Here is a 17920-nt window from a genome sequence, read left to right as displayed (position 1 = left end):
CGGGGCGGTGGCGGACGGGGTGACGGAGGGCGGGACGCCGGTCGACGACGAGCGCTGGCTGGTCGTGCGTGGTCGTCGCTGGCGCCGGCAGGACCCGTCACTGCCCGAGGACGTGGCGCAGCGTCTGCTCTCGCACCTGGGTCGTGGCCGGTCCGGAGTGCGCGCGCTCCGGGGCGCAGGCGAGGACCCGGCTCCCGCGCGGCGGCGGGTCGACCTGGCCAAGCACGGGCTGGGGGAGCGCGGCGAGCCGTGGTGGGACCAGGGCGGGCCGGAGCGCCGCGAGCGCTGGGAGACGGCGCTGCGCGAGCTGGACGCGCTGGACGACGCCGGGTCCGATGGCCGCGAGGACGACCCGGCCTGACGGACCCGAGCGGTCGTCAGTGGCGGCCGCAGAGCCAGGCGAGGAAGCCGGGCCGAGGAGGCGCGGCGGACGCGACCGAGCCGTGCTGGGAGGCCGCCATGGCGGCCTGCTCGGCCTCGCGAGCCGCGGCGGCGGCATGCTCCGCCTGGGCCCCCGCGACATAGCCCTCCGGCGTCGCGAAGGGGATCTCGGCGGCGCTGACGTCCCCGCTGCGCAGGTCGACCTGCTCGCTGAGGTATCGCAGGCCCACGACGAAGGTCGCTGCGAAGGGCACCGCCAGGAAGGCGCCGATGATGCCGAAGAGCGTGCTGCCCCCGGCGACGGCGAGCAGGACGATCCCGGGGTGCATCTGCATGCTGCGGCCCTGCAGCATCGGCTGCAGTACGTTGCCCTCGAGCTGCTGCACACCGATGACGATGGCCAGGACGATGAGGGCGCTCGTGAATCCCTGGGTGACCAGCGCGACGAGCACCGCGATGCCGCCCGCGACCACGGCACCGACGATGGGGATGAAGCCGCCGAGGAAGGTGAGGACGGCCAGGGTCAGCGCGAGCGGCACCTGGAGGAGGAGCAGCCCGGCTCCGATGACGACGGCGTCGACGGCGCTGACGATGGCCTGGGTGCGGATGAAGCCGCCGAGCGTGCTCCACATGCGGGTCAGCGCCTCGGTGAGGTGGCGCCCGACCGTGCGGCCGGTCGTGCGCCGCACCCAGGGGAGGAACTTCGGGCCGTCCTTGAGGAAGAAGAACAGCAGGACCAGCATGAGCGCGAGGGTGACCAGGGCGGACCCGACGGCGCCGAGCCCGGACGCGACGGCGCCGGCCGCCTCGCTGCTGCGCTCCTGGATCCAGGAGACGGCGGAGTTGAGGTACTCGTCGACCTGCGCGTCGTCGAGGTTGAGCGGCGGGCCGCTGATCCAGCTGCGCACCTGGCCGACACCCTCGCCGGCCTGGTCGAAGATCTGCTGGGACTGCCCGGCGATGGACGGCACGAGCCCGGCGACGACGCCGGCGAGGAGGGCCAGCGACAACAGCAGGGTGAGGATGGTCGACAGGCTGGACGGGAGACCGATGCGGCGGCCGAGCTGCACGACCGGGGCCAGGACCGTCGCGACGATGAGGGCGAGCAGGATCGGCAGGACGCCGAACCAGACCTTCTCGAGGACCCACCACAGCAGCCAGAGGGCCGCCGCCACGATGATGACCCGTAGCGACCACGCCGTGACAAAGCGGAACCCGTCGCCGAAGACCCGCATCCGGTCGACCCCGACGTTGGTGGTCGGCGCCGGGGGGCCGGCGGGCCGCGGGGACGACCCGGGCACGGTGGGAGGCCGGTGTCCCGGCTCGCCGGCCGGCTCCTCCGCCCTCACGTCGAGCGAGGCGGCGATACGGGCCTCGTGGGGCAGGTCGTGGGTCGGCATGGCACGCAGCATATGCGCCCAGACCGACGGTGGCCGACGAGGCGTCAGGGGTTCGGGGTCAAGGTGTACTTGGTCTGGAGGTACTCGTGGATCCCTTCGGCACCGCCCTCCCGGCCGAGACCGGACATCTTCCATCCGCCGAAGGGGGCCGCCGCGTTCGAGACGACGCCGACGTTGAGCCCCATCATGCCGGTGTGGAGGCGGTCGATCATCCGCTGACCGCGTGACAGGCTCTCGGTGTAGACGTAGGAGACCAGACCGTACTCGGTGTCGTTCGCGATGCGGACAGCGTCGTCCTCGTCCTCGAAGGGGACGATGGCCAGCACCGGGCCGAAGATCTCCTCGCGGAGGATGTCGCTGCCCTCGCGGACTCCGGTGACGACGGTCGGGGCGAAGAAGCTGCCGTCACCGTGGACCGCCTCACCGCCGGTGGTGACCTCCGCGCCACGCATCACGGCGTCCTGGACCAGTGAGGAGGCCTTGTCGACCGCACGGTCGTCGATGAGCGGCCCGATGGTGACGCCCTCCTCGGTGCCGCGACCGACCTTGAGTCGACGGACCCGCTCGGTCACCCGTCGCGAGAACTCCTCGGCGACGTCCCGGTGGACGATGAACCTGTTGGCCGCGGTGCATGCCTGGCCGATGTTGCGGAACTTGGCGAGCATCGCCCCGTCGACGGCCTGGTCCAGGTCGGCGTCGTCGAACACGACGAAGGGCGCGTTTCCTCCTAGCTCCATCGAGGTGCGGAGCACTCCCTGGGCCGCCTGCTCCAGCAGATGCTGGCCCACCGGTGTCGAACCGGTGAAGGACAGCTTGGCCAGGCGCGGGTCGCGGATGATGGGTTCTGACACCTGCCCGGAGGAGGAGGTCGTCACGACGTTGACCACGCCCGCGGGGAGACCGACCTCCTCGAGCAGCTGCACGAGGTGCAGCGTGGTCAGCGGGGTCAGCGCGGCCGGCTTGACGATGACGGTGCACCCGGCCGCCAGCGCCGGGGCGATCTTGCGGGTGGCCATCGCCAGGGGAAAGTTCCAGGGGGTGATGAGGTGGCAGATCCCGACCGGGTGCTGGGACACGATGATCCGTCCGGTGCCCTCGGGATTGGGACCGTAGCGGCCCTGCACGCGCACGGCCTCCTCGCCGAACCACCGGAGGAACTCCGCGCCGTAGGTCACCTCACCACGGGCCTCCGCGAGCGGCTTGCCCATCTCGATGGTCATGAGCAGCGCGAACTCCTCCTGCCGCTCGATCAGCAGGTCGTAGGCGCGGCGTAGCAGCTCGCCCCGTTCGCGCGCCGGGGTTCCTCCCCATCCTGCGGAGGCAGCCTCGGCGGCGTCGAGCGCGGCCATCCCATCTGCCGGGGTCGCGTCCGCGATCTCCTTGATGACCTCCCCGGTGGCGGGGTCGCGTACCTCGAGGGTGCCCCCGCTCTCGGCAGGACGCCACCGTCCCGCGATGAACAGGCGGTCGGGCACGCGTGCGAGCAGGTCGCGCTCCTGGTGCTGGCTCATGGGCTCCCTCGGGTCAGGGTGAGAGGCGGACGGCCCGCCGGCACAGATCATATACGATTTGGCGGGAGCATGTTCGCCTCGAAGTAGGCACCCAGCTCCTGCGTCGCGGTCAGCGGGAGGATCGCCGAGACGTACTGGTCCGGGCGCACCACCACGACCACCCCGTCCCGGGACAGCCCGCGCTCGACGAAGATGTCCGTGTCCGTCCAGGCGTTCGGTGCCGCGGCGAAGACCTTCTCCCAGTCGGTGAGGCCCAACGGACCGCTGCGGGGCAGGAACACCGCGGGCACCCGGCCCAGGTCGACGTCCTCGTAACCCTGCTGGAAGACGACCTTGACGTCGAAGACCGCGTCCGGGTCGGCCCCCTGGGGCGTGAAGCGGGAGACCGGCGACACGGGGGAGGCCGCCCAGGCGGCCCAGTCCGAGAGCGCCGAGGGCTCGCCGGCGGCCGGGCCGTCGGCGAAGGCGTAGATGCGCCAGCGCCCGTCGGCACGGGCGTGGTGCCCGAGGTGCACGGCGTTGCCGTCGCAGACCCGGACCACCGCGGCGGACTTGAGCCGCTTGCCCAGCGGGAACCCCTCGGCGAGCTCCTGGTGGCCGGTGTCCGCGACGAGGGTCGAGGGCGCGTACTGCGTCATGAACCCAGAGGGGAACTCGGCGGTGCCGAGGTAGAAGGTGGCCAGCTCGGAGGGGTCGGAGATGTCCTGCGGCTTGCGGGCCATGAGGGAGGACCACTCGCGGTCGAAGTCGATGAGCTCCTGGGCGACAGGCTGGCGCTCCGCGGAGTAGGTCGCCAGCAGCGAGGCGGGGCTGAGCCCGGCGAGCACGTGGCCGAGCTTCCAGCCGAGGTTGAAGCCGTCCTGCATCGAGACGTTCATGCCCTGGCCGGCCTTGGCGCTGTGGGTGTGGCAGGCGTCGCCGGTGAGGAAGACCCGCGGCGCACGGTCCGAGCCCTCGGGCACGTCGTCGAACTTGTCGGTCACCCGGTGGCCGACCTCGTAGACGCTGTGCCAGGCGACCTCCTTCACGTCGATGGAGTAGGGGTGCAGGATCTCGTTCGCCCGCCGGATGATGTCCTCGATCGGCGTACGGCGGATGGCGTGGTCGGGGTCCTCGGGGGACTCGCCCAGGTCGATGTACATCCGGCTGAGGTATCCGCCCTCGCGGGGGATGTGCAGGATGTTGCCCGCCTCGGCGTTGATGGCGCACTTCGTCCGCCAGTCGGGGAAGTCGGTGTTGACCAGCACGTCCATCACCCCCCAGGCGTGCGCGGCGGACTGCCCGGTGTGCCGCCGCCCGATCGCCTCGCGCACCCCGCTGCGGGCTCCGTCGCACCCCACGACATACCTCGCCCGGACCGTGCGCTCCTCACCCTGCCGGTCGCCGGCGACGTGACGCAGCCGCACCTCCACGGGGTGCTCACCCTCGTCGTGGACGGTGAGCCCGACGAACTCCACGCCGTAGTCCGGGACGATGCGCCCGGGTCCGTTGCGGGCGGCCTCGGCGAAGTAGTCGAGCACCCGCGCCTGGTTGACGATGAGGTGCGGGAACTCGCTGATCTTGAGCCCGTAGTCCTCGGTCCGGGCGGTCCGCACGATGTTCTGCGGGTTCTCCGGGTCCGGGCCCCAGAAGTTCATGTAGGCGATGTTGTAGGCCTCGGCGACGATGCGTTCGGCGAAGCCGAAGGCCTGGAAGGTCTCGACGCTGCGGGGCTGGATGCCGTCCGCCTGGCCCAGCGGCAGCCGGCCCTCGCGGCGCTCGATGATGCGGGTGGACACCTGGGGGAACTGCGACAGCTGCGCCGCCAGCAGCATGCCGGCGGGTCCGGACCCGACGAGCAGCACGTCGGTGGTGTCGGGGAGCTCCGTCGGACGGTCCACCCCGGTGCCGGCGGCCTCCTGGACACGCGGGTCGCCGGAGACGTAGCCGTGGTGGTGGAACTGCATGCTGGTGACTCCTTCGTCGCCCTGGCCCGTGGCTCTTGCGCTCGCGAGACGGCCGTTCTATATTCGAACGCGTTGTTCGACTATGGAACAACGGTAGGCGAGGCAGCGCCGCGGCACAAGAGCCGACGACGGTCAGGAGGAGGCAGTGGCAGCAGGGCCTCCCGTCGGGCGCGACGTTCCGGCGTCGCAGACCCTCAGCCGAGGCATCCGGGTCCTCGAGGTGCTCGCGGACGCGGGGGAGTCGCTGACCATCGATGACATCGCCGGGCGACTCGAGGTGCACCGGTCGGTGGCCTACCGGCTGGTGCGGACCCTCGAGCACCACGGCCTGGTCGTCCGGGACTCGAGCGGGCGCATCGAGCTGGGCGCCCGCCTGGCCGCCCTCGCCGCCGGCGTCACCCGGGATCTGCAGGCGCAGGCCCTGCCCGAGCTCACTGCGGTGGCGAACGACCTCGGGATGACGTGCTTCCTCTCCCTCCTGGACCGCGACGAGGCCATCACCATTGCCAGCATCGAGCCACGCCATGCAGTCGCGTCGGTGGCCCAGCGTCCCGGGGCCCGGCACCCGGTCACGGTCGGCGCCCCGGGCAAGGCGATCCTGGCCCAGGTCCCCCTCGACCAGTGGCCCGACGGCGTCGGCACGGGCCTGGTCGAGGAGGTGCGGGTGGTAGGCACGCAGGGCTACGCCACCAGTCACGACGAGGTGATCCGCTCGGTGCAGTCCGTGGCGGTGCCGCTGGCGCTACGTGATCGCCCACCAGCGGCGCTCGCCGTCGTGCACGTCGTGGACTCGACCGACCCGCGGAGGGTCGCCGAACGGCTCTCCCGCTCCGCCGACGCCATCCGCACGGCCCTTCAGGGATAGGTCCGGGTGACCCCCGGTCGCGGCCTGATCAGGCGTGGGCCACCTCGGCGAGCTCGGCCAGGACACCCTGCAGCCATTCGACCGCGGCCTCCGCCGCTGCGTCGGGGCCGCTCGCGTCGTGGCGGCCGTACTCGCCGAAGCGCGTCGCACCCGCGGCGGCCATGGCCTCGTCGATCAGCTCGCTCCCGCGGGAGTAGGTCCGGGTGTAGCTCCGGTCGCCCATGCCGAAGACGGCGTAGCGCAGGCCGGTGAGGTCGTGCTCCCCGGACCGCAGAGCGGCATGGAAGGGTCGCGCGGAGGTCGGCACCTCGCCGTCGCCGTACGTCGAGCACACGAGCAGGTGAGTTCGGCCCGGGTCGAGGTCGGCCGGGGCCGTCCCGTCCAGGTCCCGGATCTGGACGTCGGCGTCCTCACCCAGGGAACGGTGGAGGTCGGTGGCGACGAGCTCGGCCCCGCCCGACTCCGTCGCGAACAGGATCGTCATCGCCTGACCCTCCGGCAGTCGCAGGTCGACGCCAGCCGGTTCAGGGGGCAGGAGGGAGTCGTCCGTGGCCGCCTGCAGCTGCGCCGTCCGGGAGGGCAGCTTGGCCCGCTGGCGACCCGGCGCAGCCGCGAGTCGCTCCCGCAGATCGATCCGTCGCCAGCCTTCGAAAGACACCTCGTGCGCCCGGGAGGGCAGCCCGGTCCTGGACACCTCCACCGCCCCGCTCGACACGTCCTCCGCGACCGCCCGGGCCAGGCTCCGGGCGTCCAGGCGCTGGTCGGGAATCGTGCCCCGGGGCCCTCGGCGCAGCCAACCTGCCGTGTAGAGCCCCGGCTCGACACGGCCGTCGGGTGTGGAGCCCGGCTCCACCGGGGTGTCCGGGTCCGCGGCGAAGCCGATGGCGGTCACGAGGTCGTCGGCCGGGAGGACCACCTCGCCGTCCGGACCCTCGAAGACGACCGCCTCGAGGCTCTCGGTCCCCTGGATGTCGAGGGGGGACAGTCCGAACCACCACTCGATGCGGACACGCTCCTGCCGCGGGTGCACATCGGCGAGGGAGCGGACGGCCTCGACGCGAGCATCCTTGCCGTCCGCAGGGAGCGCTTCGACACCGTGCACGATGTGTCGCACACCCCGCAGGGTCGCCAGCTCCCGCACCATCACGGGGTCGAAGCTGGCCGAGGCGGGGTCACTGCGACCTACCAGGTGCAGCGTGCGGACGCTGCCGCACAGTCGCTCCCGGGCCTCGTCGGCCACGTCGCTGTCCTCGAGGTCGTCGGGGTGCCGAGCCAGCATGCGTGCGACGTCCATGGCCACGTTGCCGTGGCCCACGACCACCACGGTGGGGCCGAGACGGGGGGCCTCGTCCTCGTCAGGGTGGGAATTGAGCAGGCGGGTGATCCGCCCCGCGCCATGCACCCGTGGCAGGTGCGCCCCCTGGACGGGGAGAGGGGCGTCGGACTGCAGGCCCGTCGCCAGCACCACGACGTCGTAGGCGCGACGCAGCTCCTCGAGGGAGACGTCGTGGCCCAGACGGAGGTTGCCACGGAACCGCACGTCCTCGTGCAGGAAGAGGCGCTCGAACTGACGGGCCACCGACTTCGTGCCCTGGTGGTCCGCGGCCACGCCGTAGCGCACGAGCCCGTAGGGGGTGGGGAGCCCCTCGAGCACGTCGATGGGGGCCGTGGGGAAGGTGCGCCGCAAGGCCTGGGCGCTGAAGGAGCCGGCCGGCCCGGAACCCACCACCACGATGCGCGGGGCCAGGTCGCCGGTGTCCTCCATCGGCGCGCGGCTGTCCTCGGCCTGCGCAGCCTCCGCGGGCGCGCGGGTGCCCGTCCAGGTCACCGGGAGCCTGGTCATCCCCCGGAAGACCCAACCGCGGATCTCCGGCGTCCGGGTGGCTGAGAGCCCGAGCCCCTCGAGACGGCCGAACAGCAGGGGGAGTGCGACGTCAGCGACCTCGGCGCGGGCGACCCAGGCGCCCAGGCAGACGTGGACGCCCTTGCCGAAGGCGAGATGAGGCTTGACCTCGCGATGGATGTCGAAGCTCGCCGGCCGGTCCCACACCCGCTCGTCCCGGTTCGCGGACAAGATGCAGATGCCCAGCTTGGCACCCCGGGGCAGCCGGACCCCCTCGAGAACGGTGTCGCGCGTGACCTGTCGCGAGTAGAGCCCGATCGGGGCGACCCACCGGATGGACTCGTCGAAGACCGACTGCCACCGGGACGGGTCGGCCTCGACGGCCGCCCGCTGCTCCGGGTGGGTCAGCAGGGCCCACGCCGCGACACCGAGGGCGTCGCGGGGCTCGTTGAGACCGCCCCCGATCGTCATCTTGACGTTGGCCCGGATGCGCTCGAGCGGCATCTCGTAGTCCGGGATGCGCAGCAGCTGGGAGAGGAGGGAGGCGTTCGGGTTGTCCTGGTGCCACCGGAGCATCTCGTCCAGGGCGATGTCGACCTCCTCGTAGGAGGCGAGGCCGGCAGCCCAGACGTCCGGGTCGTCGGCGTAGTTGCCGGTGGCGTCGATCATCGTCTGCGACCAGCGCTGCAGGTCCTCCTGGGAGGCGTTGTGCAGACCGATGATCTCCCTGAGGTTCTCGGCGGCATAGGGCGCGGCGAAGTCCCAGATGAGGTCGGCCTCCGGGCCCCGGCTGAGGAACTCCTCGAGGTAGCGTTCGGCGTTGCGCTGGAACACCTCGGTCCACGTCCGTCGCACCGCGCCGGGCCGAAGTGCCGGCTGCCAGGCGGTCCGCTCGCGGTAGTGCTCCGGGTCGTCGCGCCGCAGCATGGAGTGCCCCATGGCGCGGATCTGCAACGAGCCCTCCTCGTCGGCCGAGTAGACCTCCTGGTCCAGCTCGGTCTCGTGGACGGCGGCGTAGCTGGTGATGAGGTAGCGGCCGACCTGCGGGACCCAGTGCACCCCCCCTTCGGACCGCAACCGCTCGTAGAGCGGGAACGGGTCCGTGTAGAGGTCGGGGATCCTCACCCAGTCGGCAACTGGTGCGTCGAAGGTCATGGCACGTCCTTGTGGTCCGGGGATGAGGTCGAGTATGCGGGAGCGCACACGTGAGCAAAAGCGGTGATATCCCCGGGAGAACTTCGATAAAGTCGAGGTATGCAAGGGCCGGACTACACGCTGCGGCAGCTGTCGTACTTCCTGACGGCGGCCGACGAGGGGACCATCGCCGCCGCGTCCGCACGTCTGCACGTCACCCCGAGCGCCATCTCCGACGCCATCACCGCGCTGGAGCACGCCCTGGGGGAGCGGCTGTGCATCCGCCGCCGCGCGCACGGTATCCGACTCACCAGCGCGGGCGTGCGGGTGGCCTCGCGGGCCCACCGGCTGCTGTCCGACGCCGGGGACCTTGCTCTGTCGTTGCGCAGCTCAGCCGGCGAGCTGGTGGGCCCGGTCACCCTGGGCTGTCACCCGATCCTGGCACCGACGATCCTGCCGCGTCTGCTCGACGAGTTCGGCACCACGCACCCACGGGTGGAGCTGGACGTCGTCGAGGCCACCCACGACCAGCTCGAGGGGCGGCTGGAGTCCGGGGAGGTGGATGTCGCCTTCGTCTACGACACCCTGGTGCCGGGCAACCCGCGACGCCAGCAGCTCTTCAGCGTCCCGGCGCACGTCCTGCTGGCGGCCGACGACCCGCTGGCCTCCGAGGAGGTGATCGAGCTCGAGCAGGTGGTGGGTCGCGACCTCATCCTGCTGGACGCACCACCCTCCAGCCAGCACACGCTGTCGCTGTTCGCCCGCCGCGGCCTGACCCCGCGCATCCGGCTGCGGACCGCCAGCTACGAGGCGGTGCGGACGCTCGTCGGCCGCGGCCTCGGGTACGGCATCCTGGTCCAGCGGCCGGCCAACCCGAGGACCTACGAGGGATATCCTGTCGTCATGAAGGAGATCCGCCCCGCGGTTCCTCCGGTGGGGATAGAGGTGATCTGGTCGGCGGCAGCGCCGCCCACCGAGCGCGCCCGCCGACTGATCGACTTCGCCACGTCGATCCGCTGGCCTGGAGCCACGGGATGACCAGGCTCGTCTGGGGCGTCAAGGCCTCGCTGCTGAGCTATGTGCGGGGTATGCCCGATGGCCGCGTGCTGCTCGACGGCGTCGAGCAGCACGACGCCGGTTTCGCCTTCGCGCCCGACGTCGAGGCCGATCTCCTCGACCGGTCCGTCCAGCACTTCCAGGGGTCCGTCACCCTCCTGGGGCACCACGGCATGATGCGCGTCGTGCTGGCCGACCCGTGGATCCATCCGGCGCCGCCCGGAGCCGTGCTCACTCTCGCTGACCCCGAGGCCGCCGACGGACGCCTCCGGTTCGCGCTGATCGCCCGGTTCGACGGGGCGGCGGCCTCGGGGACGACGCTCACCGCCGAGGGGGCCGAGCTGTTCTACGGGCCCTACGTGGAGGGCACGGACCTCGACGACCCCCGGACGGTCCCCTGAGGGCGGCCGCGTCCGGTCCGTCCACCGAGACCGTGCGTCCCTGGACGGTGACCGTGCGCGATTCGGCTACTCCGGCATGGTGCTCGCCGGTCAGGCTGGTCGTACCGACCACCCCCAGAGGAGCGACGATGCCCCACCATCCCGAGACCGACCTGCTCGACCGTGTGAGCGTCCAGGACGGTCGTGCGATCCACGACCCCGCCACCGGTGACCTGATCGGTCACACCGCCGAATGCACGGCGGAGGATCTCGACCGGGCCGTCGCCGCGGCCCGTGCGGCTCAGCCCGCGTGGGCGGCCAGGGGCTACGAGGGGCGTCGTGAGCGGCTCATGCGTGCAGCCGAGCTGGTGGAGGAGAACTCCGAGGCGTTGGCCCGGCTGCTCTCCCGCGAGCAGGGCAAGCCTCTGAACGGGCCGAACGCACGCTTCGAGGTCGGCGCCTGTGTCGCCTGGTTGCGCGCGACCGCGTCGCTGGAGCTCGCCCCGGAGGTGGTCGTCGACGAGCCGGACAACCACTCCGAGCTGCACTACCGTCCCGCCGGCGTCGTCGGGGCCATCGGCCCCTGGAACTGGCCGATGATGATCACCGTCTGGCAGGTGGCGCCCGCGCTGACCGTCGGTGACACGGTCGTGGTGAAGCCCAGCGAGTACACCCCCTTGTCCGTCCAGGCCCTGGTCGCCGTCCTCGCCGAGGCGCTGCCGGAGGACGTCCTGCACGTCATCCCCGGCGGACGGGACATCGGCGCCGGGATGGCAGAGCACCCGGGGATCGACAAGATCATGTTCACCGGATCGACCGCGACCGGCAAGGCGATCGCCCGGTCGTCGGCCGACAACCTCACGCGTCTCACGCTCGAGCTCGGTGGCAACGATGCCGGCATCGTGCTCCCGGGGACGGACATCGCCGCGCACGCCGAGGATCTGTTCTGGGGAGCGTTCCTCAACACCGGTCAGACGTGTGCTGCGCTCAAGCGGCTCTACGTCCATGACTCGCAGTACGACGAGGTCGTCGACGCGCTGGCGCGCCTCGCGACGGCCACGCCCATGGGCAACGGGCTGGACGAGGAGAACCTCCTGGGGCCGCTGCAGAACCAGCAGCAGTTCGACATCGTCGCCCGCCTGGTGGAAGACGCCCGCGCGTCGGGTGCTCGGATCGTCACCGGTGGGGAGCCCGCGACCGATCTGGGTGAGCTGTTCTACCCCGTGACCATCGTGGCTGACGTCACCGACGGCACCGCCATCGTCGACGAGGAGCAGTTCGGGCCCGCCCTGCCGGTGATCCGCTACTCCGACCTGGACGACGCCATCGCCGCAGCCAACGGCCTCGATGCCGCGTTGGGCGCCTCCGTGTGGTCCGACGACCCGGAGGCAGCGCAGCAGACGGCGCTGCGCCTGGAGGCCGGCAGCATCTGGATCAACAAGCACGGCGGCATCCACCCGATGGTGCCGTTCGGCGGCATCAAGGGCTCCGGCTACGGCCTGGAGTTCGGGGTCGAGGGGCTGAAGTCCGTCGCAGTCCCGGTCGTGCTGACCCGGTAGCCCGAGGCACCGCCCGTCAGGCCCTCACCGGCCGGCCCCCTCCTGCCCAGCGCCTCGATCAGGTAGGGTCAGATCGTATACGGTTCGGACTTGCCAGACCTTGGGACGTGACCTCAATGACGATGTCGACCTCTGTTCAGACCCCCAGCGCGCTCGAGGAGTGCTCGGTGGACAGCCTGCGGGCCTGGCGGCAGGTCGTCGGCAACCGGTTCGTGCCGTTGCAGCTGACCGGACCGGAGCCTTTCGCGGGGACCCTGCGCACCACGGTCATCGACGGGACGCACATCTCCGACATCTGTGCCAGTGCGCACCGGGTGGAACGCCGTGCCGCCGACATCGTCGCCGACGACCCCGAGCACCTCAAGCTGACGCTGCAGCTGAGCGGACGGGGGGTGGTGCGGCAGGACGGCCACGAGGCCGTGCTGCACGAGGGTGACGTGGCGGTGTACGACACCTGTCGCCCGTACGTCCTCGACTACCCCGACTCGATGCGGTCACTCGTGATGGTCTTCCCGCACCGGATGCTGGGCCTGTCGGCAGAGCTCGTGCCGTCGATGACCGCCACCCGGCTGGCTGGTGACAGTGGTATCGGGCGGGTCATCTCTCCCTTCATGACGCACCTCGCCGAGAACCTCACCCAGATCTCCGGCGCGCCCGGGGTGCGGATCGTGCGCAGTGCGCTCGACCTGGTGACTGCCATGTTGTCCGACGAGCTGCTGCGCCATCACAGCAGTGGGGAGTCCTGGCGACAGCTGCTGAGCGCCGTGCAGCGCTACATCGAGGCCAACCTCGACGACCCCGAGCTGTCGGCCAGCCGGATCGCCGCCGTCCACTACGTGTCGCTGCGCCACCTGCAGTACCTCTTCAGCCACGAGAACCAGACGGTCTCCGGCTACATCCGGCAGCAGCGTCTGGAGCGCTGTCGGATGGATCTTCTCGACTCCTCGCTCGTGGATCGCTCGATCCTGCACGTCGCGCACCGGTGGGGGTTCTCCGACGCCAGTCACTTCAGCCGGATCTTCCGCGCCACGTACGGGAGCAGCCCGAGCGAATACCGGCGGGGTGGCGAGGCCGGACAGCGCTCCGCCGCGGGCGCTGAGCGCGCCGACCGCCGCAGCGCGTGAACCGCTGGGTGCCGCGAGAGGGGGCGTGCACCTGGCGCCGTGAGGCGTGCACCTGTGCACCAGCCCGACGGGCGGTGGCGGCAGCAGACTGACGGAGCGATCGCCGGAGCGTGGCGGTCCGGGCCGGCAGAAGTGTTGGCCCCCGCCCCACGGAAGGACGCACCATGATCCGAGACGACCTGCTCTATGCGACCGGTCTGGACCAGCGCCGCGCGATGTTCGGATCCGCCGGTGCCGAGGACCAGGTCGAGCACACGGACGACCTCGACGACAAGCTCCAGGAGTTCGTCACCCGCATCTGCTTCGGGGACATCTGGCAGCGGGAGGGACTCGACCTGCGTGAGCGCAGCAAGATCACCCTGGCCATGCTCATCGCGACCGGCAAGTCGCACGAGATCCGCGTCCACCTGCGGGGTGCCCTGGCCAACGGGGTCACCCCCCTTCAGCTGCGCGAGCTCGTCGTCCACTCCATCCTCTACTGCGGCATCCCCGCCGCAGTGGAGGGGATGCGCGCCCTGACCGAGATCCTCGAGGAGCAGGGGATCTCCCACGATCTCGACGGCGAGTCCGCTCGCTGACACCTCGACCGACTACTCGCAAAGGAGCGGGATGCACCATGACTGATCACACTGCGCCGCAGGTGGGCTTCATCGGACTGGGCGTGATGGGTGCCCCGATGGCGGCGAACATCGCACGCTCGGGCCGCCGGGTCCTCGTCCACGACGTGGACGCCGACGTCACGACGCGCGTCGCCGCCGAGATCGGGGCCGAGCCCGCCGTCGACCTGGCGGACCTGGCCGAGTGCCCCGTCGTCGTCCTGATGCTGCCGACGAGCGCCATCGTCCGTGCCGCCCTGCTGGACGACGACGGTCAGCCCAGAGCGCCCTTCGCCACGGGCACCGTGTTCGTCGACATGAGCAGCTCGGACCCGACCGAGACCGTCGAGACCGGTGCCCAGCTGGGTGCCGTGGGGTTGCGGATGGTGGACGCCCCGGTCTCGGGGGCGCGTGAGCGGGCAGTCGCCGGCACCCTGTCGATCATGCTCGGCGCCGACGACGAGGACGCCGCCGACCTGGCGGTGCCGGTGATCGAGGCGATGAGCTCGGCGATCTTCCGGACCGGCACGCTCGGTACCGGTCACGCGATGAAGGCGTTGAACAACTTCGTGGCGGCCGCCGCCTTCACCGCCGCGGCCGAGGCGCTCGTCGCGGGCTCCAGGTTCGGTCTCGACCCACGCGTCATGGTCGACGTCCTCAACTCCTCCACCGGCCAGAGCTTCGTGACGCAGCACGTCATGGGTCCGCACATCGTGGACGGTGCCTATGCCAGCGGTTTCGCGCTGCCCCTGTTCACCAAGGACGTCCGCATCGCCGAGCGGCTGCAGCGGGCCATGGGGCATGCCTCGCCCGTCTGCGACGCCGTCGCTGCCACCATGGGCGACGCGCTCGACGCGCTCGGTGCAGTCGACCACACCCGAGCCCATGAGTTCTGGAGCTCCCGATGAGTGTGGCCGCCCCGGGGCGTGTCCTGCCCGGGGAGCGGGCGGTGCTCATCCTGGCGCGGGTCTGCGCCGTGATCTCCGCCCTCGCCGTCGTCGCCATCATGGTGGCGATCGCGCTGCAGGTCGTGGTGCGCGCGCTGTGGGGCTTCACCCTCCCGGGCATGCTCGAAGTCGCCCAGTCCTGCCTGGTCATCGCCGTGGCCTTCGGGCTGGGCTGGGCGGCCGTCACCGGTGACCACGTCTCGGTCACCCTGCTGACCGACCGTCTCAGTGTGCGGGTCAACAGGGTCCTCGACGTCGTCGTGTGGTCGGTGTCTGCCGTCCTCGTCGCCTGGCTGGCCTACACCAGCACGACCCGCGCCCTGGAGGCGACCGAGCGCGGCGAGCAGGGCTTCGGGATCATCGTCTGGTACGAGTGGCCCTGGCGATGGTTCGTCGCCGTCGGCTTCGTCGTCCTCCTCCTGGTCTGCGTGATGAACGTCGCCCGGTCCCTGACCGGGGCCCGGCCGTACGACCAGGTGGACCGGGACGACGAGTCCGTCGCGGACCCCCGAGCCCAGCGCCAGCAGAGGTAGCGGCGCATGACCATCTCGATGATCATCGCCGTCACCGTCGCCCTGCTCCTGCTGCTCCTGGCCAGCCGGTTCCCGATCGCCCTGGCCCTGGGTCTCTCGGGGGCCTGCGGGCTGATCCTGCTCAAGGGGACGGGCTACACGGCGAGCGTCCTGGGGTCGGTGTCGTTCAGCCAGACCTACAGCTTCGGGCTGACCATCATCCCGATGTTCATCCTCATGGGCCTGTTCGCCGTCCGGGCCAACGTGGCCGAGTACGTCTACACCATCGCCGCCCGGGCGGTCCGGCGCGCTCCCGGCGGTCTGGGCGTCGCCACCGTCATGGCCTGTGCAGGGTTCGCCGCGGTCTCCGGGTCGAGCATCGGCACCGCAGCGACGATGTCCAAGCTCTCGATCGCCCAGATGCGCCGCCACGGATACCCTGCGAGCCTGGCGTCCGCCCTGGTCGCCGTCGCAGGGACCCTCGGGGTGATGATCCCGCCCAGCACCTTCCTGGTCCTCTACGCGATCATGACGAGCACGTCGGTCGCCCAGATGCTGGCCGGTGGTGTGGTGCCCGGGCTCCTCTCGGCCGCCGCCTACATCACCTACATCATGACGCTCGGAGCGCGCCGGATCGGTCGCTCCACCGACCCCGAGGACCTCGCCGACGCGGTGGACGGCGCCCAGGGCGAGGTCGCCGGCAGGTCGTGGTCGTCAACGGTCGACGGCGAGAGCCCCGTGCCATGGCGAAGCCTGCCCTGGCAGGGGCTGGTGTACATCGCCATCCTGTTCAGCATCGTCCTGGGCGGCATGTACTCGGGGGTCTTCACGTCCACCGAGTCGGCGGCGATCGGTGCTCTGGCGGCGGTCGTCATCCTGGTCTTCGAGAACCGGCGACGCGGAGCGCGCGGCATCCTCACCGAGGTGCGTCGAGCGCTGCAGGACACCGCCGCGACCACCTCGATGGTGTTCTTCATCATCATCGGTTCGGCCATCCTGTCCGCCTTCTTCATCGCTGCCCGGGTGCCGCAGTCGATCACCGAGGCCGTCACCGCGGTCGACCTGCCGCCCACCCTCACCATGGCCCTGCTGCTGGCGTGCCTCATCCCGTTGGGGATGGCGCTGGAGTCCTTGTCCATCCTCGTGATCACGGTCCCGATCCTGTACCCCATCGCCATGGAGTACGGCTTCGACAGCGTGTGGCTCGGCATCCTCATCGTCAAGCTCATCGAGATCGGCATGGTGACCCCGCCCGTCGGGATCAACGCCTTCGTCGTGGCCGGCAGCGCTGGGCTGCGCACCGACACCGTCTTCAAGGGGCTGCTCCCGCTGTTCCTCGTGGAGCTGGTGGTGGTGGTGATCCTGTTCCTCTTCCCCCAGCTCTCGCTGTTCCTCCCCTCGCTCGTCAACCCGGCGGCCGGCTAGCCGTGCCCGCGTCCGCACATCCCCACCCCCACGAAGGAGAACAATGATGTTTCCCCGCCTCACCAATGGTCGCCGTCGCACGCTTGCGGCCGCAGCCGTGGCCGTGGCCGCCGTCGGCTCAGCCGCCGGATGCTCCGGCGTCGCGACCGACGGCGCCTCCGAGGGGGAGGGTGAGACCTTCACCTTCACCCTCTCCACCGGAGCCCAGGAAGGCACCCCGAACGCTGCGGTGCAGGACTGGTACCTCGATGCCGTCGAGGAGGCCACCGACGGCCGGGTGAGCTTCGAGCGCACCACCACCGAGTCGCTGTGCGCCGCCCCCGAGGTCGTCGAGTGCGTCCGCGACGGCCGAGCGCAGATCGGTGTCACGGTTCCCGACTACACGCCGCAGTACTTCCCCTCCACCAGCATGGTGAGCATCCCCTTCCTCACCACCAACTCGCAGGCCTCGATGGAGACGCTCTACCGGCTGCACCTGGAGGAAGGCCCGGCCAAGGCCGTGATGGACCAGAACGGGCTGCACCACGTGGGTACCTGGCCCGTCGGTCGGATCCTCATCGGGACCGATGAGCAGATCTCCACCCCCGAGGACCTCGACGGTCTGTCCATGCGGGCGTCCGGCCCGATCGTCCAGCAGCTCCTCACCGACTCCGGAGCGAGCATCCAGGCGGTGACCGCCTCGGAGAGCTACGAGGCGGTGCAGCGCGGCGTGCTCGAGGCGGTCGGCGGCACGATCGACTTCCCGGTGAACTACGGACTCATGGAGCTGCTGCCCTACTGGAGCGACCCCGGCATCGGGCAGTACTCCACGTTCGGGATGTGGTTCTCCCAGGATGCCTACGACAGCCTGCCCGAGGACCTGCGGGCCACGGTCGACGAGGTCACCGAGGAACTGAACACCGGTGCGGGGATCGAGGCCTTCAACGACCAGGCCGCGGACCAGTGCCAGCAGATGCTCGACGCCCCCACCGTCGAGGACCTGACGATGTGGGACGAGTCCGTGACCGAGGCCTGGGAGCAGGAGTCGTTGGAGTCCTCCAAGGAGGCCTGGGTGGAGCTGGCGTCGAGTCAGGGCCTGGACGATGCGCAGGCCGTGCTCGACGAGTACGTCGCCGGCTACACGGACCTCGAGGACACCGCCTACGACGACGCCATCCTGGCCTGCGTCGACGAGTTCGCCTCGCAGTGACGTCCGCCGACCCCGCCCGGACCGGGCGGGGTCGGCGCCGGGCCGGCACGGC

15 protein-coding genes are annotated in these 17920 nt (G+C 71.0%); 11 read left to right on the top strand and 4 right to left on the bottom strand.

Annotated features, from left to right (window positions below; genetic code table 11):
• Nucleotides 1–7: 7 nt before the first annotated feature.
• Nucleotides 8–361 carry a 2-polyprenylphenol hydroxylase gene (locus Q0967_RS04560; protein ID WP_298746229.1) on the top strand — a complete coding sequence of 118 codons (354 nt, stop codon included), beginning with the start codon at nucleotides 8–10 and terminating at the stop codon, nucleotides 359–361.
• 16 nt (nucleotides 362–377) lie between these two features.
• Here Q0967_RS04560 and Q0967_RS04555 read toward each other — a convergent pair whose 3' ends face one another.
• The 3 genes from Q0967_RS04555 to Q0967_RS04545 are packed head-to-tail and all read right to left on the bottom strand — an operon-like array spanning nucleotide 378 to nucleotide 5238.
• Nucleotides 378–1781 (bottom strand): AI-2E family transporter, encoded by a 1404-nt coding sequence (locus Q0967_RS04555; protein WP_298746231.1) that lies wholly within the window; start codon nucleotides 1779–1781, stop codon nucleotides 378–380.
• Between the two features lie 44 nt (nucleotides 1782–1825).
• The gene (locus tag Q0967_RS04550; protein WP_298746233.1) at nucleotides 1826–3292 is read right to left on the bottom strand and encodes an NAD-dependent succinate-semialdehyde dehydrogenase; all 1467 of its coding nucleotides are present in this window, start codon (nucleotides 3290–3292) and stop codon (nucleotides 1826–1828) included.
• A 47-nt stretch (nucleotides 3293–3339) separates the two neighbouring features.
• Nucleotides 3340–5238, bottom strand: coding sequence for an FAD-binding monooxygenase (locus tag Q0967_RS04545; protein WP_298746235.1), 1899 nt, complete (start codon nucleotides 5236–5238; stop codon nucleotides 3340–3342).
• Between the two features lie 145 nt (nucleotides 5239–5383).
• Here Q0967_RS04545 and Q0967_RS04540 point away from each other — a divergent pair, with 145 nt between their 5' ends.
• Complete coding sequence (locus tag Q0967_RS04540) at nucleotides 5384–6103, top strand: IclR family transcriptional regulator (protein ID WP_298746236.1); 720 nt, start codon at nucleotides 5384–5386, stop codon at nucleotides 6101–6103.
• A 28-nt stretch (nucleotides 6104–6131) separates the two neighbouring features.
• Here Q0967_RS04540 and Q0967_RS04535 read toward each other — a convergent pair whose 3' ends face one another.
• Nucleotides 6132–9101: a cytochrome P450 gene (locus Q0967_RS04535; protein ID WP_298746238.1), complete on the bottom strand. Its 2970-nt coding sequence runs from the start codon at nucleotides 9099–9101 to the stop codon at nucleotides 6132–6134.
• Nucleotides 9102–9200: 99 nt separating this feature from the next.
• Between Q0967_RS04535 and Q0967_RS04530 the strand changes: the two genes are divergently transcribed.
• From Q0967_RS04530 to Q0967_RS04490, 9 genes are all read left to right on the top strand, one after another.
• Nucleotides 9201–10118 carry a LysR family transcriptional regulator gene (locus tag Q0967_RS04530; protein WP_298746240.1) on the top strand — a complete coding sequence of 306 codons (918 nt, stop codon included), beginning with the start codon at nucleotides 9201–9203 and terminating at the stop codon, nucleotides 10116–10118.
• Nucleotides 10115–10537, top strand: coding sequence for an HtaA domain-containing protein (locus Q0967_RS04525; protein WP_298746242.1), 423 nt, complete (start codon nucleotides 10115–10117; stop codon nucleotides 10535–10537). Before Q0967_RS04530 ends, Q0967_RS04525 begins: the two co-directional genes overlap by 4 nt.
• A 128-nt stretch (nucleotides 10538–10665) precedes the next feature.
• The gene (locus tag Q0967_RS04520) at nucleotides 10666–12075 is read left to right on the top strand and encodes an aldehyde dehydrogenase family protein (RefSeq protein WP_298746244.1); all 1410 of its coding nucleotides are present in this window, start codon (nucleotides 10666–10668) and stop codon (nucleotides 12073–12075) included.
• A 116-nt stretch (nucleotides 12076–12191) separates the two neighbouring features.
• A complete protein-coding gene (locus tag Q0967_RS04515; protein ID WP_298746246.1) occupies nucleotides 12192–13199 on the top strand; it encodes a helix-turn-helix domain-containing protein in 1008 nt (335 codons plus the stop codon).
• 164 nt (nucleotides 13200–13363) lie between these two features.
• Nucleotides 13364–13777 carry a carboxymuconolactone decarboxylase family protein gene (locus Q0967_RS04510; protein WP_299449260.1) on the top strand — a complete coding sequence of 138 codons (414 nt, stop codon included), beginning with the start codon at nucleotides 13364–13366 and terminating at the stop codon, nucleotides 13775–13777.
• 38 nt (nucleotides 13778–13815) lie between these two features.
• On the top strand, nucleotides 13816–14703 hold the full coding sequence (locus tag Q0967_RS04505) for an NAD(P)-dependent oxidoreductase (RefSeq protein ID WP_298746250.1): 888 nt from the start codon (nucleotides 13816–13818) through the stop codon (nucleotides 14701–14703).
• Nucleotides 14700–15275 (top strand): TRAP transporter small permease, encoded by a 576-nt coding sequence (locus Q0967_RS04500; protein ID WP_298746252.1) that lies wholly within the window; start codon nucleotides 14700–14702, stop codon nucleotides 15273–15275. Before Q0967_RS04505 ends, Q0967_RS04500 begins: the two co-directional genes overlap by 4 nt.
• Before the next feature lie 6 nt (nucleotides 15276–15281).
• Nucleotides 15282–16679 (top strand): TRAP transporter large permease, encoded by a 1398-nt coding sequence (locus Q0967_RS04495; protein ID WP_298746255.1) that lies wholly within the window; start codon nucleotides 15282–15284, stop codon nucleotides 16677–16679.
• Between the two features lie 43 nt (nucleotides 16680–16722).
• Nucleotides 16723–17868: a TRAP transporter substrate-binding protein gene (locus Q0967_RS04490; RefSeq protein WP_298746257.1), complete on the top strand. Its 1146-nt coding sequence runs from the start codon at nucleotides 16723–16725 to the stop codon at nucleotides 17866–17868.
• The last annotated feature ends 52 nt before the right edge of the window (nucleotides 17869–17920 follow it).

The sequence above is a fragment of the uncultured Serinicoccus sp. genome (genome assembly GCF_947500995.1).
In the GTDB taxonomy this organism is placed as follows: Bacteria; Actinomycetota; Actinomycetes; order Actinomycetales; family Dermatophilaceae; genus Ornithinicoccus.
The sequence above is the reverse complement of the archived record's forward strand: the minus strand, read 5'-3'. Positions and strand labels throughout refer to the sequence as shown.

Coding starts and splice junctions, on each gene's coding strand:
- Q0967_RS04490 (WP_298746257.1), top strand. CDS start 16,723: ATGATGTTTCCCCGCCTCACCAATGGTCGCCGTCGCACGCTTGCGGCC.
- Q0967_RS04555 (WP_298746231.1), bottom strand. CDS start 1,781: ATGCCGACCCACGACCTGCCCCACGAGGCCCGTATCGCCGCCTCGCTC.
- Q0967_RS04495 (WP_298746255.1), top strand. CDS start 15,282: ATGACCATCTCGATGATCATCGCCGTCACCGTCGCCCTGCTCCTGCTG.
- Q0967_RS04520 (WP_298746244.1), top strand. CDS start 10,666: ATGCCCCACCATCCCGAGACCGACCTGCTCGACCGTGTGAGCGTCCAG.
- Q0967_RS04545 (WP_298746235.1), bottom strand. CDS start 5,238: ATGCAGTTCCACCACCACGGCTACGTCTCCGGCGACCCGCGTGTCCAG.
- Q0967_RS04535 (WP_298746238.1), bottom strand. CDS start 9,101: ATGACCTTCGACGCACCAGTTGCCGACTGGGTGAGGATCCCCGACCTC.
- Q0967_RS04505 (WP_298746250.1), top strand. CDS start 13,816: ATGACTGATCACACTGCGCCGCAGGTGGGCTTCATCGGACTGGGCGTG.
- Q0967_RS04515 (WP_298746246.1), top strand. CDS start 12,192: ATGACGATGTCGACCTCTGTTCAGACCCCCAGCGCGCTCGAGGAGTGC.
- Q0967_RS04550 (WP_298746233.1), bottom strand. CDS start 3,292: ATGAGCCAGCACCAGGAGCGCGACCTGCTCGCACGCGTGCCCGACCGC.
- Q0967_RS04510 (WP_299449260.1), top strand. CDS start 13,364: ATGATCCGAGACGACCTGCTCTATGCGACCGGTCTGGACCAGCGCCGC.
- Q0967_RS04525 (WP_298746242.1), top strand. CDS start 10,115: ATGACCAGGCTCGTCTGGGGCGTCAAGGCCTCGCTGCTGAGCTATGTG.
- Q0967_RS04530 (WP_298746240.1), top strand. CDS start 9,201: ATGCAAGGGCCGGACTACACGCTGCGGCAGCTGTCGTACTTCCTGACG.
- Q0967_RS04500 (WP_298746252.1), top strand. CDS start 14,700: ATGAGTGTGGCCGCCCCGGGGCGTGTCCTGCCCGGGGAGCGGGCGGTG.